General features: G+C 71.4%; 21 protein-coding genes. 3 read left to right on the top strand and 18 right to left on the bottom strand.

Annotated features, from left to right (window positions below; translation table 11 throughout):
* Positions 1-40 precede the first annotated feature (40 nt).
* Positions 41-997, top strand: a complete 957-nt coding sequence (locus tag HN031_RS11350; protein ID WP_172269925.1) for a ketopantoate reductase family protein — start codon at positions 41-43, stop codon at positions 995-997.
* A 149-nt stretch (positions 998-1,146) separates the two neighbouring features.
* On the opposite strand, the gene rplQ is transcribed toward HN031_RS11350, so the two are convergent.
* The 11 genes from rplQ to HN031_RS11295 all read right to left on the bottom strand — a co-directional run bounded on the left by rplQ (position 1,147) and on the right by HN031_RS11295 (position 16,381).
* Complete coding sequence (gene rplQ / locus HN031_RS11345; protein ID WP_172269923.1) at positions 1,147-1,764, bottom strand: 50S ribosomal protein L17; 618 nt, start codon at positions 1,762-1,764, stop codon at positions 1,147-1,149.
* Positions 1,765-1,847: 83 nt separating this feature from the next.
* Positions 1,848-2,864, bottom strand: coding sequence for a DNA-directed RNA polymerase subunit alpha (locus HN031_RS11340; RefSeq protein WP_121141540.1), 1,017 nt, complete (start codon positions 2,862-2,864; stop codon positions 1,848-1,850).
* A gap of 128 nt (positions 2,865-2,992) precedes the next feature.
* The gene (rpsD, locus tag HN031_RS11335) at positions 2,993-3,601 is read right to left on the bottom strand and encodes a 30S ribosomal protein S4 (protein WP_172269921.1); all 609 of its coding nucleotides are present in this window, start codon (positions 3,599-3,601) and stop codon (positions 2,993-2,995) included.
* 28 nt (positions 3,602-3,629) lie between these two features.
* The gene (gene rpsK, locus HN031_RS11330; protein ID WP_056906616.1) at positions 3,630-4,025 is read right to left on the bottom strand and encodes a 30S ribosomal protein S11; all 396 of its coding nucleotides are present in this window, start codon (positions 4,023-4,025) and stop codon (positions 3,630-3,632) included.
* A 73-nt stretch (positions 4,026-4,098) separates the two neighbouring features.
* Positions 4,099-4,473, bottom strand: a complete 375-nt coding sequence (gene rpsM / locus HN031_RS11325) for a 30S ribosomal protein S13 (protein WP_172269919.1) — start codon at positions 4,471-4,473, stop codon at positions 4,099-4,101.
* A gap of 244 nt (positions 4,474-4,717) precedes the next feature.
* On the bottom strand, positions 4,718-4,831 hold the full coding sequence (gene rpmJ / locus HN031_RS11320; protein WP_004008316.1) for a 50S ribosomal protein L36: 114 nt from the start codon (positions 4,829-4,831) through the stop codon (positions 4,718-4,720).
* Between the two features lie 63 nt (positions 4,832-4,894).
* Complete coding sequence (infA, locus tag HN031_RS11315; protein ID WP_056599768.1) at positions 4,895-5,116, bottom strand: translation initiation factor IF-1; 222 nt, start codon at positions 5,114-5,116, stop codon at positions 4,895-4,897.
* 202 nt (positions 5,117-5,318) lie between these two features.
* Positions 5,319-7,871, bottom strand: coding sequence for a transglutaminase-like domain-containing protein (locus HN031_RS11310; protein ID WP_172269917.1), 2,553 nt, complete (start codon positions 7,869-7,871; stop codon positions 5,319-5,321).
* Positions 7,868-9,049, bottom strand: coding sequence for a DUF58 domain-containing protein (locus HN031_RS11305; protein ID WP_172269915.1), 1,182 nt, complete (start codon positions 9,047-9,049; stop codon positions 7,868-7,870). The genes HN031_RS11310 and HN031_RS11305 overlap by 4 nt, the downstream gene beginning before the upstream one ends.
* A gap of 8 nt (positions 9,050-9,057) precedes the next feature.
* Positions 9,058-10,029: a MoxR family ATPase gene (locus tag HN031_RS11300; RefSeq protein WP_172269913.1), complete on the bottom strand. Its 972-nt coding sequence runs from the start codon at positions 10,027-10,029 to the stop codon at positions 9,058-9,060.
* Between the two features lie 85 nt (positions 10,030-10,114).
* Positions 10,115-16,381 carry a fibronectin type III domain-containing protein gene (locus tag HN031_RS11295; protein WP_172269911.1) on the bottom strand — a complete coding sequence of 2,089 codons (6,267 nt, stop codon included), beginning with the start codon at positions 16,379-16,381 and terminating at the stop codon, positions 10,115-10,117.
* A 193-nt stretch (positions 16,382-16,574) separates the two neighbouring features.
* Between HN031_RS11295 and HN031_RS11290 the strand changes: the two genes are divergently transcribed.
* Together HN031_RS11290 and HN031_RS11285 are read left to right on the top strand one after the other, a co-directional pair.
* On the top strand, positions 16,575-17,735 hold the full coding sequence (locus tag HN031_RS11290; protein WP_172269909.1) for an FHA domain-containing protein: 1,161 nt from the start codon (positions 16,575-16,577) through the stop codon (positions 17,733-17,735).
* Entirely contained in the window at positions 17,732-19,138 is a 1,407-nt protein-coding gene (locus HN031_RS11285) for a serine/threonine-protein kinase (RefSeq protein WP_172269907.1), read from the top strand. The genes HN031_RS11290 and HN031_RS11285 overlap by 4 nt, the downstream gene beginning before the upstream one ends.
* Positions 19,139-19,153: 15 nt before the next feature.
* On the opposite strand, the gene HN031_RS11280 is transcribed toward HN031_RS11285, so the two are convergent.
* The 7 genes from HN031_RS11280 to rpsE form a co-directional block, all read right to left on the bottom strand.
* Positions 19,154-20,185 carry a TerC family protein gene (locus tag HN031_RS11280; RefSeq protein ID WP_172269905.1) on the bottom strand — a complete coding sequence of 344 codons (1,032 nt, stop codon included), beginning with the start codon at positions 20,183-20,185 and terminating at the stop codon, positions 19,154-19,156.
* 219 nt (positions 20,186-20,404) lie between these two features.
* Positions 20,405-21,229 (bottom strand): type I methionyl aminopeptidase, encoded by an 825-nt coding sequence (map, locus tag HN031_RS11275; RefSeq protein WP_172269903.1) that lies wholly within the window; start codon positions 21,227-21,229, stop codon positions 20,405-20,407.
* Positions 21,230-21,236: 7 nt separating this feature from the next.
* On the bottom strand, positions 21,237-21,812 hold the full coding sequence (locus tag HN031_RS11270; RefSeq protein WP_172269901.1) for an adenylate kinase: 576 nt from the start codon (positions 21,810-21,812) through the stop codon (positions 21,237-21,239).
* Entirely contained in the window at positions 21,813-23,108 is a 1,296-nt protein-coding gene (gene secY / locus HN031_RS11265) for a preprotein translocase subunit SecY (RefSeq protein ID WP_172269899.1), read from the bottom strand.
* Positions 23,109-23,302: 194 nt separating this feature from the next.
* Entirely contained in the window at positions 23,303-23,743 is a 441-nt protein-coding gene (gene rplO / locus HN031_RS11260) for a 50S ribosomal protein L15 (protein ID WP_172269898.1), read from the bottom strand.
* 1 nt (position 23,744) lies between these two features.
* On the bottom strand, positions 23,745-23,927 hold the full coding sequence (rpmD, locus tag HN031_RS11255; protein ID WP_172269896.1) for a 50S ribosomal protein L30: 183 nt from the start codon (positions 23,925-23,927) through the stop codon (positions 23,745-23,747).
* Entirely contained in the window at positions 23,927-24,547 is a 621-nt protein-coding gene (gene rpsE / locus HN031_RS11250) for a 30S ribosomal protein S5 (RefSeq protein WP_172269894.1), read from the bottom strand. Before rpsE ends, rpmD begins: the two co-directional genes overlap by 1 nt.
* Between the last annotated feature and the right edge of the window lies 1 nt (position 24,548).

Below are 24,548 nucleotides of genomic sequence, written 5' to 3'. Positions count from 1 at the left end.
TCCGGCTGACGGGCCGAGCCGTCCTCGTAGGGTCGAGGACATGGAGTACGTCGTCTACGGAGCCGGTGCCGTCGGTGGGGTCATCGGCGGGCACCTCCGCCTCGCGGGCCGCGGGGTCACGCTGGTCGCCCTCGGTGAGCACCTCGCCGCCATCCGTGCAGGCGGACTGGTGCTCGACGCCGGCGACGGCCGGCACCGCATCGACGCGCCGGCCACTGACACCGCCGCCGAGGTCGCGTGGACCGACGACACCGTGGTGCTCCTGGCGGTGAAGTCCCACCAGGCCGCCGCGGCGCTCGCCGACCTGCGCGCGCACGCGCACGCGGACACAGCCGTCGTCTGCGCCACCAACGGCATCGCCACCGAGCTCGCCGCGCTCCGGCTCTTCGCGCGGACGTACGCCGTGTGCGTGATGCTCCCCGCCACGCACCTCGAGCCGGGCGTCGTGGTGGCGGGCTGCCACCCGACGCCGGCCATCCTCGACATCGGCCGCATCCCGCACGGCACGGACGCCACCACCGCGGCCGTGGCGGCCGACCTCCACGCCGCCGGCATTGCCTCGGAGGAGCGCGCCGACATCATGGCGTGGAAGCGGCGCAAGCTCCTGCTCAACCTCGGCAACGGTGTCGACGCCTCCTTCGCCCAGGACGAGGCCGCCGACGAGCTCGCCGAGCGGGCGGTCGCCGAGGGCGAGCGCGTGCTCGCCGCCGCCGGCGTCAGCCTGGTCACCGCCGAGGAGGACCGGGAGCGGCGCGGGTCGGTCCTGCAGCGACGCACCGACCTCGAGCGCCGCGGGGGGTCCACGTGGCAGAGCCTCACCCGCGGCACCGGTGACTCCGAGATCGACTACCTCGGCGGCGAGATCGTCCTGCAGGGCCGCCTGCTCGGCCTCCCCACCCCGGTCAACGAGGCCGTCGTCGCCGCCACCCGCCACCTCGCCCGCACCGGCGGCGAGCCCCGCAGCCTGCAGGCCTCGGACGTCCTCGCCCGCCTCTGAACCCCCGGCGGGCGGTGAGTGAGGCACCTTCTGCAGCCCCGAGATCCTGCCTCACCCACCGCTCGGGCCGCGCCGCGGTGTCGTCGTACGCACGAAGGCCCGCCACCCCGTGGGGGTGGCGGGCCTCGCGATGGTGCAGGTGACCCGGATCAGGCCTTGGTCTCGTCCTCGGCGTCGGCCTCGGCGGCCGGCTCCTCGGTCGACTCCTCGGTGGACTCGGACGCGGTGTCCGCGGTCTCGACCTCGGCGGCGTCGCCCTCGGCCTGCGGCTCGACGGCCACGACCTCGGTCTCGCCGTCGACGTTCTCCGCCTCGACCTCGGTCGGGGCGGCCTCGGCCGGGGCAGGCTCAGCAGCAACCGGAGCGGCGGCGGCCTGGGTCTTCCTGTCCGACGGGGCCTTCGGGCTGTAGGCCTCGGTCACCAGCTCGATGACCGCCATGGGGGCGTTGTCGCCCTTGCGGGGGCCGATCTTCGTGATGCGGGTGTAGCCACCGGGACGCTCGGCGAACGTCGGCGCGATCTCGGTGAACAGCGTGTGGACGACCGACTTGTCGCGGATGGTCTTGAGGACCTCGCGACGGTTGTGCAGGTCGCCCCGCTTGGCCTTGGTGATCAGCTTCTCCGCGACCGGGCGCAGCAGGCGCGCCCGGGTCTCGGTGGTGGTGATCCGGCCGTGCTCGAACAGGGCGGTGGCCAGGTTCGAGAGCATCAGGCGCTGGTGGGCCGGGCTACCGCCGAGGCGGGGACCCTTCTTGGGCTTGGGCATGGTGGTGGTTCCTTCTCTCGGGCCGTGTCAGGTACCCGGGTAGACGACCCCGGTCAGGGCCGATTTGGGTGGTGGAGCCGAGGTCAGAGCTGCTCGTCCTCGATGAACGCGTCGTCGTCGTCGTCGCCGTAGGCGGCGAGGGCGGCGTGCGGGTCGAAGCCGGGCGCGCTGTCCTTGAGCGAGAGGCCCATCTCGACGAGCTTGGCCTTCACCTCGTCGATGGACTTGGCGCCGAAGTTGCGGATGTCGAGCAGGTCCTGCTCCGAGCGGGAGATGAGCTCGCCCACGGTGTGGATGCCCTCGCGCTTGAGGCAGTTGTAGCTGCGGACCGTGAGCTGCAGGTCCTCGACCGGCAGGGCCAGGTCGGCGGCGAGCTGCTCGTCGACCGGCGACGGGCCGATGTCGATGCCCTCGGCCTCGACGTTGAGCTCACGGGCCAGGCCGAACAGCTCGACGAGCGTCTTGCCGGCCGAGGCGATCGCGTCGCGGGGACGGATCGACGGCTTGGTCTCGACGTCGATGACGAGCTTGTCGAAGTCGGTGCGCTGCTCGACACGCGTCGCCTCGACCTTGTAGGTCACCTTCAGCACGGGGCTGTAGATCGAGTCGACCGGCATGCGGCCGATCTCGTTGTCGGCGCCCTTGTTCTGCACCGAGGAGACGTAGCCGCGGCCGCGCTCGACGACGAGCTCCATCTCCAGCTTGCCCTTGTCGGACAGCGTGGCGATCTTCAGCTCGGGGTTGTGCACCTCGACACCGGCGGGCGGGGTGATGTCGGCGGCGGTGACGTCACCGGCACCGGACTTGCGCAGGTACATCACGACCGGCTCGTCGTGCTCGGAGGACACCACGATGCCCTTGAGGTTGAGGATGATCTCGGTCATGTCCTCGGTGACGCCCTCGATGGTCGAGAACTCGTGGAGGACGGAGTCGACCTTGATGCTCGTGACGGAGGCACCCGGGATCGAGCTGAGGAGCGTACGCCGCAGGGAGTTGCCGAGCGTGTAGCCGAAGCCCGGCTCAAGCGGCTCGATGACGAACCGCGAGCGGAACTCGTCGACGGTCTCTTCCGTGAGGGTCGGGCGCTGAGCAATAAGCACGGAGGTTTTCCTTTCCGGATCCACCCACTATTTGACGGATCCGAACCTGATGGAGTTGGCGGAGAAGAGGACTTGGAAGAGCGGGCGCCGGTGGCCGTCCGATGTCTCGGACGACCACCGGCCGTGAGTCACTTCTTGGAGTAGTACTCCACGATGAGCTGCTCCTGGACCGGCACGTCGATCTGCGCGCGGACCGGGACCTGGTGCACGAGGACGCGCATCCGCGACGGGATGACCTCCATCCACGCGGGGACGACGCGCTCGCCGTGGGTCTCGCGAGCCACGATCAGCGGCGTCAGCTCGAGCGACTTCTCGCGCACGTCGATGATGTCGTGGTCGGTGACCTGGAAGGACGGGATGTCGACCTTCTTGCCGTTGACCAGGAAGTGGCCGTGCACGACGAGCTGGCGGGCCTGGCGACGCGTACGGGCGAAGCCGGCGCGGTAGACCACGTTGTCGAGGCGGCACTCGAGCAGCTGCAGCAGGTTGTCGCCGGTCTTGCCCTGGCGGCGGCTGGCTTCCTTGTAGTAGCGGACGAACTGCTTCTCCATCACGCCGTAGGTGAAGCGAGCCTTCTGCTTCTCACGGAGTTGCAGCAGGTACTCGGACTCCTTGATGCGACCGCGGCCGTGCTGGCCGGGGGCGTACGGACGCTTCTCGAAGGCAGCGTCGCCACCGACGAGGTCGACACCGAGACGGCGCGACTTGCGGGTCATGGGACCGGTGTAGCGGGCCATGTGTCAGTCTCTCTTTCTCAGTCTCGGGTCAGACGCGGCGGCGCTTGGGCGGCCGGCATCCGTTGTGGGGAGTGGGCGTGACGTCCTGGATGGTGCCGACCTCGAGGCCGATGGCACCCAGCGACCGGATGGCGGTCTCGCGGCCCGAGCCCGGGCCCTTGACGAAGACGTCGATCTTCTTCATGCCGTGGTCCATCGCCCGACGGCCGGCGGCCTCGGCGGCCATCTGCGCGGCGAACGGGGTCGACTTGCGCGAGCCCTTGAAGCCGACGGTGCCGGCGGAGGCCCACGAGATGACGGCGCCGGTCGGGTCGGTGATGGTGACGATCGTGTTGTTGAACGTGCTCTTGATGTGGGCTTCGCCCTGAGCGACGTTCTTCTTCTCCTTGCGGCGGACCTTCGTCGCGCGGCTCTTGGGAGGCATTCACTAACTCCTGATGAGGTCTGGTCGAAAAGCTTCTGGGAAGAGTGCGGTGATCACTGCGCCGGGGCGCAGGTCACTTCGCCTTCTTCTTGCCGGCGACGGTGCGCTTGGGGCCCTTGCGGGTGCGCGCGTTGGTCTTGGTGCGCTGGCCGCGGACCGGGAGGCCCATGCGGTGGCGGCGACCCTGGTAGCTGCCGATCTCGATCTTGCGGCGGATGTCCGCCTGGACCTCACGTCGGAGGTCACCCTCGATCTTGAAGCTGGCTTCGATCTCGTCGCGAAGCTTGACCAGCTCCTCGTCACCGAGCGTGTGGACCCGGGCGTTCGGGTCGACGCCGGTGGCAGCCAGGAGCTGCTGGGCGCGGGTACGGCCGATGCCGTAGATGTAGGTGAGCGCGATCTCGATGCGCTTGTCGCGCGGGAGGTCGACACCAACGAGGCGTGCCATGTGGCGTTTCCTTGTCTGTTCGTCGCTTTGGTTTCTGGTCGTGTCGCGTCTCATCCCGCCTCGGGTGAGCTCCGGCCAAAGCGCCGGAGGTGGATTCGGTCAGGCGGTGCCTGGCCTAGCGATCACGTTGTGGGTTTCAGTTGGTGCTGTGGTCCTGCTGGGGTTCAGGCCCGCTTGCCGCAAGCGGCTGCGCGGCTTGCTCGGTCGCTGTGCCCGGGCTGCGCCCGGTCTCAGCGACCTCACATCACCCTTGCCGCTGCTTGTGGCGGGGGTTCTCGCAGATGACCATGACCCGGCCGTGACGGCGGATGACCTTGCACTTGTCACAGATGGGCTTGACGCTGGGGTTGACCTTCATGTCAACGAATCCTTGCTACTCGGCTGGCTGGACGCTGACCGACGAGTCCCTCGCGGGGATCGGTCACTTGTAGCGGTAGACGATCCGACCCCTGGTGAGGTCGTAGGGCGAGAGCTCCACCACCACGCGGTCCTCGGGGAGGATCCGGATGTAGTGCTGGCGCATCTTGCCGCTGATGTGGGCGAGCACCTTGTGTCCGTTGGCGAGCTCCACACGGAACATGGCGTTGGGAAGGGCCTCCACGACGGTGCCCTCGATCTCGATCACGCCTTCTTTCTTCGGCATGTCCTCCACAATCTGTTGTCTGGTTGTCTACCGTGGCCCGGGAACCGCCCGGCTCCTGCGAGCAGGAGACCGGTGGACCTCGGGGGCGGATCCGGGAGCCTCTTCCCGGGCACGCTCCTCACCGTCTGGGACGAGTCGGAGGCGTTTGCGGGCAGCCGCGAGGCACCACGAAACACAGCCCACGTTGGGCCGACGCACCAGTTTAGTCAGGCGTCCCTCGAGAACGCCAATCTGCGAGCCCGCGCAGCCGGGCGGCACGGCCGGGCGTGTGCCGCGGCTCCCCCGCGCCGTCCGCCTGGCCCCCAGCAGCGGCGTCCGCAGCCCCGTCCGCAGCGGTGTCAGTGGCGGACGGGGCGGCCGCGGCGGCCTGCCCCCGGCCGCCCGGGCGCAGCGAGCGGAGGCTGACCGCGGCGCGCACGCGCTGCCACCGCCCGACCTCGCGCGACATGGCGCGGCGCTCGGCGTCGACCGACTCCCAGTAGGTCGTCGCGGAGGCCACCTCGGGCGTGCGGGGCCCGAACACGAAGCTGTCCGCGCGACGGGCCAGCGCGCCGGCCTGGCCGGAGACGATGCCGGCGGACTGCTCGCGACGGGTGACGCTCGGTCCCAGCGGCACGACCTGGCCGAGGTCGCGGGCGTGGTCCACCAGCTCGCGCCACGCGCCCACGAAGCGCGCCGAGGCGGAGTCGGCGCTGCGGCGGCGGTGCCGGCGCCACGCCTTGATGCCGACCACGGCACCGAGGAGCAGCGCGACCACCAGCAGCGGCACGCCGACGTAGGTCAGCACGACCCCGAACCACCCCGGCACGTCCGGGATCAGCCCGTCCTCCTCGTCCTGCTCGGACTTCTTGCGGGTGGCCCTGCGCTCCTTGAGGTCGGCGTCGCTCTGCTCCCCCGCGTCCGACGGCGGCGGGATGGGGTTGGGCGGGGGGATGACGGTGCCGGACATCGGGGTGTTGGTCTCGGGGACCTGGTCCGCGGGCGGTGTGGTCGGCGTGAACGACTCGGTCGGCAGGGTGCGCCACGAGCCGTCTGCGGCGCGGAGCTCGACCCACGCCGCGACCTCCTTGCCGGTGACGCGGCCGCCCTCGGGCACGACCGCACCGAGGACGACGCGAGCCGGTACGCCGATCTCGTTGGCGATCAGCGCCATCGTGGCGGCGTACTGCTCGTCGTTGCCGACGATCTGCGGGGCGTTGACGAACTCGTCGGAGAGCCGCCAGGAGCTGTGCCCGGCGACGTAGACGCGCTCGGTGCGTCCGACGCCGTCGGAGTACTTGCCCTCGCTCCGCAGGTGCTCGGCGGCGGCCAGCACCCGGGCCATCGGGTCGGTGCCGGCGCCCTCGGTCCACTTCTCCGTCGGCTGCTGGATGAAGGCGGCCGCCGGGGACAGGACGGTCGGCTCGGCCGAGCCGACCGTCTCCTCGGTCAGCTCGTCGTCGGGCTCGACCGCGGTGAAGGTGTAGCGGTCGCCGGGCTGCAGCCCGGTGGGGACCACCGCCGTGGAGGTGGCCAGGTTGTAGCGGAAGACCTCCGCCTTGGCGCGCGCGTCGGCGGTCTCGAAGGACATCGACCGCAGCGCCCCGACCGTGGGCAGCCAGACACCGCTCCAGCCCTCGCCGAGGGTGATCGTGACATCGACCTCCTCACCGCCGACGGGGTTGTCGATGGTCGAGGAGACGCGCTGGAAGGAGTCGTCGGCCGGGCCCGGGAGGGCGTTGTCGGTCGCGCCCCACACCATGCCGTCGTAGCGGTCCATGGCCGCGAAGCGGACCAGGGTGCCGGCCGGCACGCCGTCGACGTCGAGCAGCGTCTTGTCGTAGACGTTGGTCGGGTCGGTGCGGCCCTTGAGGTCGACGTACTTGCGGAACCCGGCCAGCGGCGAGGGGTAGCGGCCGATGTCGAAGGGCGGCTCGACCCAGTTGCGGGCCACCGCCCGGCGGTCCTCGTCACCGGCGATGACACCGCTGGCGGGCAGGGCGACGCCGGCGGCCAGCGCCAGCATCGCCATGGCGCCGGCGCCGCGGAGCCAGGAGGTGCTGCCGCCCTGCACCGACGCGCTGGCGCGACGCGCCCGCAGCGCGAGCCAGGCCAGCGACAGCGCGGCGAACACGGCCCCCTGCACCACCAGTGACTGGGGACGGCGCACACCCAGCACGATCGCGCCGGACAGGACGACCGTCATGCCGATGACCGGGAGCGCGGCGGCGAGCCAGGCGCGGCGCACCGGCAGCCCGGCGAGCGCGAGGCCGACGAGCCCGGCGAGCATCCCGGCCATCCACGGGAGCACGAGGAGCGGGCCCTCGCCGTCGATCGGGGGCAGCGTCGTGAGCAGGTCCTTCCACCCGAACACCGCTTGGTCGGCCACCCGGCCCAGCGTGGACGCGCCGGGGAGGAACGACGTGTCGCCCAGCGAGCGCAGGCACAGCGGCCCGCCGAGCAGGAAGAAGAGGAGGAGGCAGATGACCACGGCCGAGACGATCGGCCAGCCGGCCGCACGGGTGAGGTGGGTGACGACGACCGCGAGGACCGCGCCGAGCATGCCGACGACGAGGTAGGTCGAGCCGGTGAACGAGGTGCCGAACGAGCTCAGCACCACCGCGGCCAGCACGAGCGTGAAGCCGATGTCGGTCCAGGTGTGCCGGTCGGGCAGCAGCGCGTGGGGGCGTACGCGGGTGCGGGTGCCGGTGCTGCCGGAGCCGGGACCGCGCTCCCGGGCGGCGTGGCGGGAGGCCGCGCGGGTCGACGGGCTCATCGCACGCTCCAGCGCAGGAGGCCGCCCAGGTCCTCCTTGGCGGCCAGGTGCAGGACCGGCAGACCGCCGGTCTCGGTGACCCGGCTGTTGCCCGCCGGGTCGACGACGATGGCGAAGCGGCGCACCTCGGGCGGGAACGCCGCGGCCGAGCGGAGCAGGTCGGTGAACGGCGCCTCGCTGCCGCTGACGAAGAAGGCGAGGCTGGTGTCGGGCGCGAGCATGCTGGCCTGCCGGCCCGACTCGACCAGCCCGCGCTCGCCCGTCTCGGCACGGCAGACCGCGTCGAGCGCGAGGTGGCCGTCGGAGCCCGACGAGGCGGAGGCGCCGCAGACGAACGAGACGTCGAACTCGTCGAGCACGGCGCGGACGGCGATGGAGGCGGCGACCGCCATCGCGGTCTCGAAGTCCTCGGGGTCGGCCCAGGCGGAGAGCCGGTCGTCGACCACGATCGTGGCGTGGCTGCGCCGGGTGTCGAGGTACTGGCGCACCAGCAACGACGACTCACCCGTCGAGGCCATCACCTTGGCCGAGGAGCGCCAGTGGATGTGGCGCAGGTCGTCGCCGGGGACGTACTCGCGCAGCGCGTGGAAGGCGAGGTCGCTCTGGCTGACGGCGTCGGTCGAGACGCCCTCGAGGTCGCGCAGCAGGCCGGCGCCCAGCGACTCCATCGGCACGAGGTGCGGGCGCACCAGCACCTCGCGCACCGGCGTCCACACCACGTCGCGGGAGAAGATCCCGACGGGGTCGCCGCGCCGGGTCATCGCCGGGCCGACCGGGATGACACCGCGCCGCTCCGTGCGGATGGTGAACGACTCCTCGTGGGTGGCGCTCGGCGCCAGGGAGCTGATGCCGTAGCGGTGGATCGCGGAGCCGACCGGCACCTCGAGCGTGGTGGGGACCAGGCGGGAGGAGGCGCGGTTGACGACGATGACGCCGGCGGCCACGGACTCCCCCGCCGCGACCCGCTCGGGCTGGAGCCGCAGGTCGACGGAGACGGAGGTGCGGCCGACGAGGAAGGGCAGGGCGAGGACGAGCAGGGCCAGGCAGGCGCAGCCGAGGACGGCCAGCTCACGCCACAGCGTGACGCTGGCGACCAGGAGCGCACCCAGGCCGAGCCCGAGGATCAACCAGCCGATCGGCTTGATCACCTCGAGCGCATCGTTCAACCGCTGCCTCATGGCCTGGGTCAGACCCCCACGCGGTCGGTCGGGGGTGCCACGGCGTCGAGCAGGCGCGAGATGACCGTCTGCACGTCCACGCCGCTGAACTGCGCCTCGGCGTCGAGCAGCAGGCGGTGCGAGAGCACCGGCTCGGCCAGGTCCTTGATGTCGTCGGGGACGACGTGGTCGCGCCCGTCGGCAGCGGCCCACGTCTTGGCGACGCGGACGAGGGCCAGGCAGCCGCGCGGCGACAGGCCGAGCTTCACGTGGGGCTGGCGGCGCGACTCCTCGGCCAGCTCGGCGACGTAGCCGATGACGGCCGGGTCGACGTAGACCTGGTCGGCCAGGCCGCTCATCTGGGCGATGGTCGCGGCGGTGATCACGGGGGTCACCAGCGCGGCGCGGTCGCGCACGGCGGCGTTGTTGAGCAGCTCGACGGTGGCCTGCCGGTCGGGGTAGCCGACCGACGTCTTCATGAGGAAGCGGTCGAGCTGCGCCTCGGGGAGGCGGTAGGTGCCGGCCTGCTCGATGGGGTTCTGGGTGGCGATGACCAGGAACGGCTTGCCGACCGGGTGGGCGACGCCGTCGACGGTGACGCGGCCCTCCTCCATCACCTCGAGCAGCGCGGACTGCGTCTTGGGCGAGGCCCGGTTGATCTCGTCGGCGAGGACGATGGTGTGGAAGATCGGGCCCGGGTGGAACTCGAACGTGCCCTTGTGCTGGTCGTAGACGGTCACGCCGGTGACGTCGGAGGGCAGCAGGTCGGGGGTGAACTGGATGCGGGCGTGGCTGCCCTGCACGGTGTTGGCGAGGGCCCGCGCGAGCATCGTCTTGCCGGTCCCGGGGAAGTCCTCGAGCAGGACGTGGCCCTCCGAGAGCAGGCAGGTCAGCGCCAGGCGTACGACGTGACGCTTGCCGAGGACCGCCTTCTCCATGTTGTCGGTGAGCTGGTCGAAGGTGGACCTGAACCACTCGGCCTGTTCGGGGCTGATCGTCATGTCGTGTTCCTGTCGCGGGGTGGGGCAGGGCGGGGCGGTGAGGGGGGATCGAGGGCGGGATGGGGCGGCCGTGCCGGCGCCGGGTCTACCAGGTCTGGGAGCCGCTCGACGTGCGCTGCCAGAAGCCGTTGCCCTGGCAGGTGACGGTCGCTCCGCCGCCGCTGGGGGCGTACCAGTCGGTGTCCTGGGTGTTGGTGTTCTGCCCGTTGGCGCCGAAGGAGTAGGTGCGCCAGCCGGTGTAGCCGTTCCAGGTCATGCTCACCCGGCAGGTGAAGCCCTCGTAGAAGCCGTTGACGTTGAACCGGATGAACCCGCAGGACTCGACCTCGCACGGCGGCGGCTTGCCCGAGCCGTTGCCCTGCCAGCAGTTGTCGTCGGGGCTGTCGTTGTCGTCGCGGCAGGCCGAGAGCTTCTCCACGCTGACACCCGGCTGCGGCACGCCGCTCCGGGCGCGGTCGTCCTGGTAGGTCTCGCCGCGCCCTCCGGGCGAGGAGTCGCGCAGGCGCACCTCGAGCCGGGTCTCCTGGCCGAAGTCGGCCGTCGTGGTCGAGATCGACTGGCTGAAGGCACCGACCCCGCCGAGCTGGATCGTCGGCTGCTGGGCGCCGTCGATCCAGTAGGCCAGCTCGGCCGGGTCGCCGTTGCTGGAGCCGGTCACCGTCCAGGTCACGGTCTTGCCGTTGACCACGGGGTCGCCGATGTCGCTGAGCATCCCCTCGAGGCGGCCGTAGGTCTGCACGTTCTGCACGCCGCTGAGCGTGCAGCCCGTGGGCGCGCGCTCGTTGCACACCCGGAGCTGGACGGGGTAGGGCTGCTCGTTGCCGGGCGTCGGGATCCGGGTGGTGAAGGAGCCGGTCTGCTGCCCGAACTGCTTGACGACCCCGCCATTGACGAGGACCTCGACCTTGCTGACGTTGCCGCGCGAGTCGGGGACCGTGTAGCGGACCTCGGCCTCCTGGCTGGCGCCGGTCGCGAACACGTCGAAGCTGCCCCACGGCGCGGGCCGGCCCACGGCCTGGATCGCGGTGCCCTCGCTCGGCTGGGAGCGCTTGCCCGGCTCGTTGGCGGCCACCACCCGGTAGGTGTAGGTGGTGCCGTCGTAGGGGATGCCGGAGTGGGTGCAGGACAGCGCCACCAGCTTCTGGCAGCCGGGCACCGTGCCGGACGACGTGCCGTTGGAGTAGCTGACGGTGTAGGAGGTGGGTCCCGGTCCCTCGGGGAGCACGGCCTGCCACGCGATGCGGACGGAGGTCTGGTTGGCCCCCGACTCGAGGTCGGCGACGGCCGGCGCCGCCGGAGCCGGAGGCGTGCCGAGCGGCTGCATCTCGACCGACGTGCGGGGCGCGGAGTAGTCGACGACGTTCTGGGCCTTGACCGTGAACGCGTACTGGGTGTTGTTGTCGAGGCCGGTGGCGGTGTAGCGGGGGTTGTCCCCGGCGACGACACCGACCGGGCCACCGGGCCACGTGATGGTGTAGTCGAGGATCCGCGAGGTGTTGGTGGTCGGCTTGTCCCAGGCGATGGTGATGTAGCCGTCGCCCCGGTCGACCATCCGGATGTTCTCGACGCGCCCCGGCGCCGTGTCGGCCCGGGCCGTCTTCGAGAGCCCGCTCCACTCGCTCTTGCCGACCCGGTTCACGGCCTGCACGCGGAAGCTGTAGTTGCCGCCGTTCTTGAGCTTGCGGAAGACGCAGACGTTGGTGTCGCACCGCTGCGTGGCGCCGGTCTTCTCCTCGCGCACCAGGTAGTGCAGGATCGGCGCGCCGCCGTCGTCGCGCGGCGGCGCCCACGACATCTCCACGGCGCCGATCTGGTCGGTGCGCGGGAACGGACGCGGCTCGCCGGGCGCCTCGGGGGTCCCGACGACCTGGAACTCGATGCGACCCTCGGCGGTCCGCGAGGCGGGCGGGGCGTCGGACGAGACGTCGCTGACCACCAGCCGGAAGCTGGCACGGGCGCCGCGGGCGTCGTCGGTCGCCGTCAACGTCAGCCTGCCCCCGTCGGCCGACGCACGGACGCCGGGGTTGCCGGTGCTCTGCACGGAGACGATCGTGGGGTCCGGGTCGGACACGCCGGCCTCGAGGTAGGAGCCGACGTCGTAGCTGCGGCTCTGCCCGGCCTCCATGGTCTCGACCCGGATGGGCAGCAGCCTCGGGGACGGCGCCTGGGCCAGCTGGAAGCGCACCAGCTGGGTGTTGCTGTCCCCCGCCTGCACCGTGAGGGCCGCCTGGCCGCCCTCGGTCGCGGTCTCCGCGGCGGTCACCGACACGACGGAGCCCTCGGGGCTGCCGACGGCGAGCCCGTCGAGGGGCTGGCTCCAGTCGGCGGTGTAGGAGAGCCCGGCCGCGTCCCGGGGGTCGAGGGTGAAGACCTTGCAGAACGTGGCGATGTCGAGGGCGTAGTTCTGCCCGGCCGAGATGGGGACGACCGTGGAGGGGCACGTGAGCTCCGGCTTGTCGTCACCCACCTGGACCGGGATGGAGAGCAGGACCGTCGCACCGTCGTCGGTGGTGGAGGTGTCCTCGTTGCCGCTGGCGTCGGTCGCCGAGGTGACCTCCACGAGCACGGCACCCGGTCCGCGGAACGCGGCAGGGGCCGACAGGGTGAAGCGGTTGTCGCCGTCGGGACCGACCGCGAGGGACGTCGGCGAGGCGGACCACGAGCGCCGACCCGACGCCAGGCGCACCTCGGCGTCCCCGGGTGCCGCGACGTAGTCGGAGAGCTTGCCCGTCGTGGTGGCACCGGGCTCGAGCTCGATCAGGGCGTCGTCGACGACGTAGGGCAGGCCGTTGCCGGTGGGCGGGATGTAGACGGACGCGACGGCCACGGCGCCGTCGGCGTCACGGACCTCGAAGGGCAGCACCTTGGGCGCCGCCCCGCGGTTGGCGCGGACCTCGACGCCGTCGACGACCCGCGCCGAGTCGTCGCCGCTCACGTCGGTCACCTCGAGGCCCTTGGCGGGCCCGTCGGGGTCGTAGGCGCCCTCGAGGACGTCGACCACGACGCTGCCGCTGTCGTCGGCGCGGCCGAAGGCGTCGTAGACGATCGGGGGGTTGTTGAAGCCCTCGGCCGTCTGCAGGGTCATCGTGGCGCGGGACTCCTGGAGGCCGTTGGTCACGCGGTAGACGACCACCACCGGCGGGGCCGTGAGCTCCCCGGGGGCGGGCACCGACACCAGGTTGGTCCGGGGGTCCAGCTCGACGCCCGCCGGGGCGTCGACCAGCTCGACCTCCACCGAGTCGCCGGCGGCGATGAAGTCGTTGGCCAGCGGGTCGAAGATCGCCGTCCTTCCGGGCTCGACCGTGAGCCGGTCCGCGACCGCCAGCGGCGGCTGGGGCTGGCCCACCTCGACGACCGCGATGCGGACGGTGCCGGTGGCGAAGGCGCCCTGCGAGTCGACGAGGGAGTAGGTGAACTCGTCGGTGCCGACCGTGCGGGGGTAGGCCTGGTACTCGAGGAAGTTGCCGCCGTAGGAGACGATCCGGCCCAGCCGGGGCGCCGAGGTGATGCCGGTGACGGTGACCGGGTCGCCGTTGCGGTCGACGCCGACGCCCGGGACGCGGACCTTGATCGCGTCGCCGGCGACCACGCGACCCTCCAGGGTCGGTGGCTCGGGCGGGTCGTTGGGGTCGTCGGCCGGCACGACGGTCACCGAGAGGACCCCCTGGGCTCGCTTTCCCTCGAGGTTCTGCGCGACGTAGGTGACGGTGTAGGTGTCGCGCTCCTCGACCTGCTCGGGGGCGACGTAGCGCACCACGCGACCCGAGACGAACGCGCGGCCCACGTCACCCGTGACGTCGATCGGGGGGACGACCTCGAGCTGGCCGGGCGTCTCGCTGTCGACCAGGTCGTTGAGCAGCGTCAGGCGGTCGCCGGCCGGGGACACGTCGTTGTCGAGGACCGGGGCGGCCACGGCGCCACCCGCGCGCACGACCACCTTGTCGGCCGCCGTGATCGGGGTGTTGTCCGCGGGCTGGGGGCGCTGGGTGACGACGACCTCGCCGCGGACGCCGGAGCTGGCCCCGTTGCTGATCGTGTAGGAGATGGTCTGCGTGCGGGGCGACAGCGCCGGCTGCACGGCGGAGATCCGCAGCCACCGACCGTCGATGATCGCGACGTCGAGCTGCCCCTCGCGGTCCGCGGCGGCACGCTGGACCACCAGCAGGCCACCGGCCGGGTCGAGGTCGTTGGCCAGCACGTCGACGATCCCGGGCGCCTGGCCGAAGACGGTCAGCGTGTCGGGCATCGCCACCGGCTCGGCGGCACGCTTGGGCTTGGGCTTCACGTCCACGCGGACCGTGCCCTGGTCGAGCGGGGCGTTGCCGTAGGCCGCGTCGTAGCTGAGGAAGTAGGTGCCGGCGCGCTCCCCGGTGAAGGTGAGCTGTCCCCCGTCGAGGTCGGAGACGATCCTGGCGTTGGGCTGCTGGGGCACCTTGCCCCCGAGCGCGAGCTCCGCGTTGGGCGTGTTGGGGTCCGAGCCGGGCAGGTCGTTGAGCAGGGGGCGGATCTTGATCGGCTTGCCGACCTCACCGCGTACGACGTCGGGCTCGGCGCTCGGGGCGAACGCCTTCTGGTCCTTGGGGGCCTGCACCTGGAAGCTCAGCGACTTCCGCACCGGCGTCGAGCCGTCGGTCACGGCGAAGTCGACCCGGACCAGCTGCGGGCCGGACGCGGCGGTGGTCGGCGCGGTGAAGCGGATCCGGCCGTCCGAGGTGGTCCGCGCACCAGCGCCGTTCTGCGCTCCGTCGACCGCGACGGCGGAGTCCAGGAGCAGGGTGTCGCCGTCACGGTCGTCGCGCCAGTCGGCCAGGACCGGGACCGACAGCGCGCCGCCGTGGGGCACGCGGTAGGTCGGCTTGCGGTAGCCCTCGCGCAGGTCCGGCGGCTCGTTCTCCTCCTGGCCGCGCACCTCCACGTCGACCGTGGCGCTGGCCGACAGGCCGTTGCGGCCGTCGTCGATGACGTAGTCGAACGTCGCGGGGCGCGCCTCCTCCGGCATCTGCAGCACGAGGGTCTGCCCGTCCGGGCTGATCTCCACGCGGGCGCCGCCGGAGGGCTGCACGACGTCGACGATGCTCAGCAGCCGGCCCTCGGGCGCGGAGTCGTTGTCGAGCGGGTGCAGGACCGTGGTGCGACCGGCGCGCACCCCGTAGGAGTCGGGCTTGGCGCGGGGCGGTCGACGGTCGGCGTCGGTCTCGTTGTCGTTCTGGTCGTCGTCGTCGTCCTTCTGCTTCTTCGACGTGAAGGCGTCCCAGTTGTCGATGCGGGCCGGCTTCTCCTGCTCGACGTCCCACACCGCCCCGCTGTTGGCGTCGTTGAGGACGATCTCGCCGCGGTTGACCCGGAACGCCAGGCTCGCCGCGTCGCCACCGAGGGACCTCTCGTTGACCTCCTGGGCGCCGCACTGCACCGCGAGCGCGCCGACCCCTCCCGACCAGGCCCCGAAGACGCACGCGCCGAGCCGGACCGGCTCGACCGGCTCGCCGGACTGGGTGGACACGGTCGTCGTCTCCCCCGTGTCGAGGTCCACGCTGAGCAGCCCGTCGGCCGCCGCGACCAGCACGGCGTCGTAGGCGGGTCCGGGCTGCTGGAGGACGCTGCCGGGCGGGACCGTGGCCTCGGCGCCGTCGAGGACCCGCAGCACCCCGGCGTCCTCGTCGAGGGTGACCACGCGCTCGCCGACCGTGGTCACCGACGAGACCTGGCCGGCGGCACGCGGGAGGTCGCGCGTCACGGGCTCGCCGAGGACGGTGTCGTCGGGGGCGAGCGTGGTCACCGTGCCGTCGACGGCCGACGTGGCCACGACGGTGCCGGTGGTGCTGACCGCCAGGGCGGCCTGCTCGCCGACCTCGGCGAGCGGGTCGGCCTGCCGGTCGACGGCGCTCACCACGGGCTTGCCGAGCTGGTCGTCGTAGCGGACCGCCCAGATCGCACCGGTCTCGGCGTCGACGCTGGCGAGGGTGCCGCCGGCCATCTGCACGTCACCGAGCGTGGGGACCGCGGCCGCGCCGCCGTCCTGCAGCTCGAGGCGACTGGTCTCCAGCGCCTGGCCGCGGGCGGCGTCGGTGTTGAGCGTGACGACTGCCGCGCCGTCCTGGACGACGTCGAGGCGGGCCTTGCCGTCCGGGTTGGGCACGACGCCGTCGAGCTGGTTGACGGGCTTGTTGAGCCGGCCGGACCAGCCCTTCTTGCCGTTGACGACCCACACGCCGCCGTCGTTGAGCTCGGCCTCGTGGGCCTTGTAGCCGCTGGCGGTGACGGCGTAGGCGACGACGGCTCCGGCAGCGACGCTCAGCGCGAGGCTCGAGGCGATGCCCGCCCGGTGTCGACGCACGAACGTCGCACGTGCCACGCCAGCCCCCCTTGGCCCCCGCGGATGACGCGCGCCCGCCGCACTCACCCAGAGGAGGGTAAGTATGGAGCGACGTTACGACAAGTCGGGACTGCCTGCGCCGGAACGGCGCGATGGGTGATGATGGAGCGGTGGGCGCGTACGAGGGGAGCCGACGTTGATCGTGGAGGCGAGGTACGCCGGGGGGACCGGTGTGCTTCTGGGCAGCGGGGCCCACTGGGTGCTGCTGACCGACCCCGGTGACGAGCAGGTCGTCCAAGAGATCTGGGACGTCCTGGCCATGACCGCACCCTCCGGATCCTCCGTCGTGGAGCGGGTGATGGCCATCGTCGAGAAGTCCTTCGCCGGCGATCCCCCCGGGCTCGCCCTCGTCGACTTCACCTCTGGGGCCTCCACCGCGCTGTCACGCGGCGCCGGGCACGTACGCCTCGCCGGTCCGTCGCGCATCCTCAGCCTCGACGGCGGCGACGACCCCGACCGCCTGGTCCCGACCCGGCGCCTCGTCGGCGGGGTGGTCGCCGCGGACCGCGTCGAGCTCGTGCCGATCTCCACCCGCACCGCCCCACCTGCCCAGCCGACGGTGCAGGCGACCGCACCCGCCCCGCCGGGAGGTGCGCTCATCGACGGCATCCCGGCCGCGATCCTCGCCGCCAAGGGCCCCGACGGCCCTCCCCCGCGCACCCGCACGCGCCGCCCGGTCGAGGACACCGGGTCGCTGATGGACACCTCGGAGCCCGACCCGCTGGCCATCCAGCGCATCGAGGAGGGCTCCCACACGACCATCCGGCCGGCGTCCGCGCCGCACCGCGCCCCCGAGCCCGGTCCCGCCCCCGACGACCACGACGGCTCGACCTCGATGCGCCCGGCGCACCTGTCCCACAGCACCGCGCCGACCGTGCTGGCGGTGAGCTGCCCGCTGGGCCACCTCACGCCGCCCGTCTCGCCGCAGTGCCGGGTCTGTCACCAGCGGGTCGCCCCGCAGGAGCCGCGTCGCGTCGAGCGACCGTCGCTGGGCGGGCTGCGCCTGCCGACCGGCGAGGTCGTGCCGCTCGACCGCGGCGTGATCCTCGGCCGCAAGCCCGCGCCCGCCGAGGGCAGCACCGACTGGCCCCACCTCGTCCACCTGCCCGCCGACCACTCCTTCGTGTCCCGGAGGCACCTGCAGATCGAGCTCGACGGCTGGGACGTCGTGGCGCGTGACCTCGACAGCCGCGGTGGCACCACCGTGGCCCCGCCCGGTCGCGACCCGCAGCGGATGCGGCCCGGGGACGCCTACGTCCTCGAGCCGGGCACCGTCCTCGACATGGCGCACGTCTACGCCGTGCGGTTCGAGACCGGGGCGGTCGCCCGGTGAGCGCCCCGGACATCCCCGGGTTCGCGTTCGTCGAGCACCTGGGCAGCGGCGGGTTCGCCGACGTCTTCCTCTACGAGCAGCAGTGGCCGCGCCAGCGCGTCGCGGTCAAGGTCGTCCGGCCCGACGTGCCGCTCACCGACCGGGAGAAGTACCTCTTCACCGCCGAGGCCAACGCGATGGCGCGACTGGCCGACCACCCCTACATCGTCTCGGTGATCACCGCCGGCGTGACCGCCGAGGGCGGCCGCCCGTTCCTGGTGATGCGCTACTGCCCGCCGCCGGACCTCGGCATCCGGGTGCGCTCCAACCCGATGGCGCCCGTCGACGCGGTGGCGACCGGCATCAAGCTCGCGAGCGCCATCGAGACCGCGCACCGCTCGGGCATCCTGCACCGCGACATCAAGCCCAGCAACGTCCTCGTGACGACCTACCACGAGCCGGCCCTGACCGACTTCGGCATCGCCGGCCACATCGCCGACATCGAGGGCGACAACGACGTCCGCATCTCCTACCCGTGGTCACCACCCGAGCTGCTCGACGGCCGCAGCAACGGCTCGGTCGCCTCCGACGTCTACTCCCTCGGCGCGACGATCTGGCACCTGCTCGTGGGCCGCTCGCCGTTCTCCATCCCCTCCGGCGACAACTCCACGCGGGCGCTGAGCGCGCGCATCCTGCACGCCGCTCCCCCGGCGACCCAGCGGCCCGACGTCCCACCGGCGCTCGACCGGCTCCTCCAGCAGTGCCTGGCCAAGCGCCCCGAGCACCGGCCGGCGAGCGCCCTGGAGCTGGCCCGCGCCCTGCAGCGGATCGAGTCGGCCGCCGGCTGGGCCCGCACCTCCGTGGCGGTGGAGGGCGACCGCCCCGACGCCTCCGTCATGGCGCCGGAGGTCCCGGAGGCGCCCGAGGACGCCACCGCGATGAAGCCGGTGACCGTGATCTCGGCCAGCGGCCCGCGGCGGATCGCCGCGCAGGTCGCCGAGCCGACCACCGACGAGGACGACGACACCGGCCGCACCTCCACGCTGGTGTGGGCCGGCATCGGGGCCGCGGTGGTGGCGCTGGTCATCGGCTTCCTGCTGGTCCGCGGTGACGGGCGCGGCGAGGACCCCGGCGTGGTCGTCCCGACCGAGTCGCAGACGCCGGCCGACGTCGTGCCCGACGTGCTCACCGAGGCGCCCACGCTCACCGGCAGCCGCACGGCCCGCGGCGTGCTGTTCGAGTGGCGACCGCCCGTGCCCCTCGAGCCGGGCGACTCCTTCAGCTACTACCGCGACGACACCCGGACCTACGGCAGCACCCGGCAGCGACAGCTGCTGGTGCGCACCGACGAGCCGGTGTGCCTCGACCTGCGGATGACGCGGGGGTCCGACAACTCCCCCAGCGACAGCCAGTGCGTGACCTGAGCGGTCGGGCCACGCTCAGTCGTCCTCCCAGTCGCGGCGCGGACCGGTGGCTGCGTCCTGCTCCTCGGGGCTCATCCGGCTCGAGACCCACAGGGACAGCACGGCCGTCACGGCGAGCGTGGCGATGATGACCACCAGCGAGAGCCAGATGGGGATCTCGAGCCACGCGTAGTCGAGGTGCTCGCCACCGTTGATGAACGGCAGCTCGTTCTCGTGCAGCGCGTGGAAGAAGAGCTTGACGCCGATGAACGCGAGCAGGAACGCCAGGCCGTAGGACAGGTAGATGAGGCGCTGCAGCAGCCCGCCGATGAGGAAGTAGAGCTGGCGCAGCCCCATCAGGGCGAAGATGTTGGCAGTCAGCACCAGGTAGGGCTCCTTGGTGATGCCGAAGATCGCCGGGATCGAGTCGAGCGCGAACAGCAGGTCGGTCGTGCCGAGGGTGATGATCACGATGAACATCGGCGTGATCATCCGCTTGGCGTTGCTGTCGTGGACGAACAGGCTCTTGCCGTGCCACTCCGAGGTCGCCGGGAAGCGGCGCTCGATGAAGGCGACCAGCTTGTTCTCCTCGAACTCGTCGTCCTCGTCCTCGCCGCCCTCCTTGGCCAGCTTGAACGCGGTGTAGACCAGAAACAGGCCGAAGAGGTAGAACACCCAGCTGAACTGCTCGATCGCGGCCGCGCCGACCGCGATGAAGATGGCGCGCATGACCAGCGCCATCACGATGCCGATCATCAGGGCGTACTGCTGCAGCTCACGCGGCACGGCGAACTTGGCCATGATGATGATGAAGATGAAGAGGTTGTCGATGGAGAGCGAGTACTCCACCAGCCAGCCGGAGTAGAACTCCAGGGCGTACGTGCCGCCCGAGGTGTACCAGACACCGAGCCCGAACAGCACGGCCAGGCCGACGTAGATCGAGAGATAGGTCGCGCACTCCTTCATGCTCGGCTCGTGCGGCCGGCGGCCGACCACGGCGAGGTCGAAGGTGAAGATCGCGAGGGTCACCACGCCGGTGGCGATCCAGACCCAGGTGGGGACGTCCACTCTGTTGCTCCTAGGGATGAGGCGAGTCGGAGTCCGCGCAGCACGCGGACGCCGGAGGTCTCTTCCGCTCGCGCGCCGTGGGACAACAGCAGTGCGGCGAACCAGTGGCACCGGACGCCGCTCGCGCGGACGCCGTACTGACGACACCACTGCCGGGGAATACTCCCCTCCAACGCAGGCCAGTCTCCCACGCCCGCCCGGTGGCGGGCGAAACGGGACTCAGCGTCCGCCGAATGGGACGCCGAGCGCCCCGAGGCGGGCCTCGCCGCCGTCCACGGCGGTGAGCACCCACGCCCCCCGCTCGGTCACGGTGAAGGTGTGCTCGAAGTGGGCGGCGAAGGAGCCGTCGACGGTGGCGACCGTCCACTCGTCCTCGAGGAGGTCGGTGTGCTTGCTGCCCAGCGTGACCATCGGCTCCACGGCCAGGGCGAGGCCCTGGACGATCGAGGGACCGCGGCCCCGTCGGCCGTAGTTGGGCACGTTGGGGGCCATGTGCATCTCGGTGCCGATGCCGTGGCCGGTGTAGTCCTCGAGGATGCCGTAGCGCCCCTGCGCGCGGACGTAGGTCTCGATCGCGTGGCTGATGTCCGTCACCCGCCCGCCGAGCCGCGCCGCGGCCATGCCGCGCCACAGGGACTCCTCGGTGACCCGGAGCAGCTCGCGCACGTCGTCGGCGACCTCGCCGACCGGGACGGTGATGGCCGCGTCGCCGTGCCAGCCCTCGACGATGGCGCCGCAGTCGATCGAGACGACGTCGCCCTCGACCAGCGCGCGGGCACCCGGGATGCCGTGCACGACCTCGTCGTTGACCGAGGCGCAGATGGTGGCGGGGAAGGGCGGCTGGCTGTAGCCCTTGAACGACGGGACGCCGCCGTGGTCGCGGATGTGGGTCTCGGCGAGCGTGTCGAGCTCCAGCGTCGTCACACCCGGTCGGACAGCGTCACGGAGCAGCTCGAGGGTCTCCCCCACGAGCCGCCCGGCGACGCGCATCAGCCCGATCTGGTCGGGGGTCTTGATCTCGAGCCCGCGGTCCCGGAGCGCCATGGGTGGCTCAGCTCTGCGGGACCACGTCGAGGGCGTCGAAGATGCGGGTCGTCACGTCGTCGACCTCACCCATCCCGTCGACCTCGATGCAGATGCCACGACCGCGGTAGACCTCGATGAGCGGCGCGGTCTGCTCGGCGTAGACCTCCTGGCGGCGACGGATCACGTCCTCCGTGTCGTCGGCGCGGCCGTCGGTCTGCGCCCGGTGGAGCAGGCGCTGGACGAGCTCCTCGGGGTCGACCGTCAGCACGACGACCGCGTCGAGGCGGTGGCCGGTGAACGCGATCATCCCGTCGAGCTCGGTGACCTGGGCGAGGGTGCGCGGGTAGCCGTCGAGCAGGAAGCCGGGCTTGGCGTCGTCCTCGTCGATCCGGTTGCGGACCATCTTGTTGGTGACCTCGTCGGGGACGTACTCACCGGCGTCCATGTAGCGCTGGGCCTCGATCCCCAGCGGCGTGCCCCGCGAGACGTTGGCGCGGAAGATGTCGCCGGTGGAGATCGCCGGGACCCCGAAGTGGTCGGCCACGAAGCGGGCCTGCGTGCCCTTGCCCGCACCCGGCGGGCCCATGAGGATGAGTCTCATCTACTTCAGGAATCCTTCGTAGTTGCGCTGCTGGAGCTGGCTCTCGATCTGCTTCACCGTGTCCAGCGCGACGCCCACCATGATGAGGATGGACGTGCCACCGAACGGGAAGTTCTGGCTGGCGTTGATCGCGGCGAAGGCGATCAGCGGCACCAGCGAGATCAGGCCGAGGTAGAGAGCTCCGGGGAACGTGATGCGGGACAGGACGTAGGACAGGTAGTCCTCGGTCGGCTTGCCCGCCCGGATCCCGGGGATGAAGCCGCCGTACTTCTTCATGTTGTCCGCCACCTCGACAGGGTTGAAGGTGATGGAGACGTAGAAGTACGTGAAGAAGATGATGAGGGCGAAGTACATCGCCATGTAGAGCGGGTGGTCGCCGCCGACGAGGTAGGTCCCGATGAAGTCGAGCACCGGGTTCTGGCTCTCGGGGTTGAACTGGACCGCCATCGCCGGCAGGTAGAGCAGCGACGAGGCGAAGATGACCGGGATGATGCCGGCCTGGTTGACCTTGAGCGGGATGTAGGTCGAGTTGCCGCCGAACATCTTGCGTCCGACCATGCGGCGGGCGTACTGCACCGGGATGCGGCGCTGCGCCTGCTCGATGAAGATGACGCCGGCCACCAGGATCAGGCCGATCACCATGACGACGCCGAAGACGACCCAGCCCTGCGAGGTCTGGACGCTCCACAGGGCCGCCGGGAAGGTGGCGACGACCTGGGTGAAGATGAGGATCGACATGCCGTTGCCGATGCCGCGGTCGGTGATGAGCTCGCCGAGCCACATGATGACGGCGGTGCCGGCGGTCATGGTGACGACCATGACGAGGAAGGTGCCCGTGCCGTTGTCGTGCAGCAGGTCGCGCTCACAGCCCTGGAGCAGGGCGCCGTTGCGGGCGAGCGCGACGATGCCGGTCGCCTGGAGCACGGCGAGGCCCAGCGTCAGGTAGCGGGTGTACTGGGTGATCTTCGTCTGCCCCGCCTGGCCCTCCTTCTTGAGCGCCTCGAGCCGTGGGATCACCACGACGAGCAGCTGCAGGATGATGGAGGCCGTGATGTAGGGCATGATCCCCAGCGCGAAGATGGTCAGCTGGAGCAGCGCGCCGCCGGAGAAGAGGTTGATGAGGCTGTAGAGCCCGCCCTCCTCCAGCTGGTTGATGCAGGCCTGGACGTTGGCCACGTTGACACCCGGGGTGGGCACCTGAGAGCCGAGCCGGAAGATCGTGATGATCAGCAGGACGAAGAGCAGCTTGCGCCGCAGGTCCGGCGTCCGGAAAGCGTTGGCGAACGCGCCTAGCACTGGTTCCTCTTTCGTAAGGGTGCCCGGCCCAGGATCAGGCGGGCGGACGAGAGACCCCTCACCGCTGTGGGGCGGAGGGCCCGGGGAAGCCTAACAGCCGGTGTTCGACCCGCTTCCCGGGTAACGACGAAGGCCCGGCCGACAGTTCCCACTGTGCGGCCGGGCCTTCACCGAGTGTGCGATCAGATGGGCCCTCAGGCCACGGTCGCGGTGCCGCCGGCGGCCTCGATCTTCTCCTTGGCGGAGCCCGAGAACGCGTTGGCGCTGACCTGAACGGCGACCGAGATGTCGCCCTGGCCCAGGACCTTGACGGGCTGGCCCTTGCGGACCGCGCCCTTGGCGACGAGGTCGTCGACCGTCACCGAGCCACCGTCGGGGAAGAGCTCCCCGAGGCGGTCGAGGTTGACGACCTGGAACTCCACGCGGAAGGGGTTCTTGAAGCCCTTCAGCTTGGGCAGGCGCATGTGGATCGGCATCTGGCCACCCTCGAAGGCGACCGGGACCTGGTAGCGAGCCTTGGTGCCCTTCGTACCGCGGCCCGACGTCTTTCCCTTGGAGCCCTCACCGCGACCCACGCGGGTCTTGGCGGTCTTGGCGCCCGGAGCGGGACGCAAGTGGTGCAGCTTGAGCGTCATGTCACTCCACCTCCTCGACCGTCACGAGGTGACGGACGGTCTGGACCATGCCGCGGATCTCCGGGCGGTCCTCCTTGACGACCACGTCACCGATGCGCTTGAGGCCGAGCGAGCGCATGGTCTCGCGCTGGTTGGCCTTGCGTCCGATGGTGGACCTGGTCTGCTGGACCTTGAGCTGTGCCATTACTTTTGCACCCCCGCAGCAGCCTCGAGCTGGCCCTCGGCGCGCGCCCTGAGCAGCGCGGCCGGGGTGACGTCCTCGACCCGCATGCCACGGCGAGCGGCCACGGCCTCGGGCTCCTCGAGCATCCGCAGCGCCTCGACGGTCGCGTGGACGATGTTGATCTGGTTGGACGAGCCGAGCGACTTGCTCAGCACGTCGTGGATGCCGGCGCACTCGAGCACCGCACGCACCGGGCCACCGGCGATCACGCCGGTACCGGGAGCGGCGGGACGCAGCAGGACGACGCCTGCGGCCTTCTCGCCCTGCACCGGGTGCGGGATGGTGCCCTGGATGCGGGGGACCTTGAAGAAGTGCTTCTTGGCCTCCTCGACACCCTTGGCGATCGCCGCGGGGACTTCCTTGGCCTTGCCGTAGCCGACGCCGACCAGACCTTCACCGTCACCGACGATCACGAGGGCGGTGAAGCTGAAGCGACGACCACCCTTCACGACCTTGGCGACACGGTTGATGGCCACGACCCGCTCGATGTAGACAGACTTCTCGGCCTGGCCACGACCGTTGTCGCGTCCGCGACGGTCGCCCGAGCCACCGCTGCGCTGTCCGCGCTGGGCTCCGCTCATG

The organism is Nocardioides sp. zg-1308, assembly GCF_013155375.1.
Lineage (GTDB): Bacteria > Actinomycetota > Actinomycetes > Propionibacteriales > Nocardioidaceae > Nocardioides > Nocardioides renjunii.
This window is presented reverse-complemented; position numbering and strand designations above follow the sequence as displayed.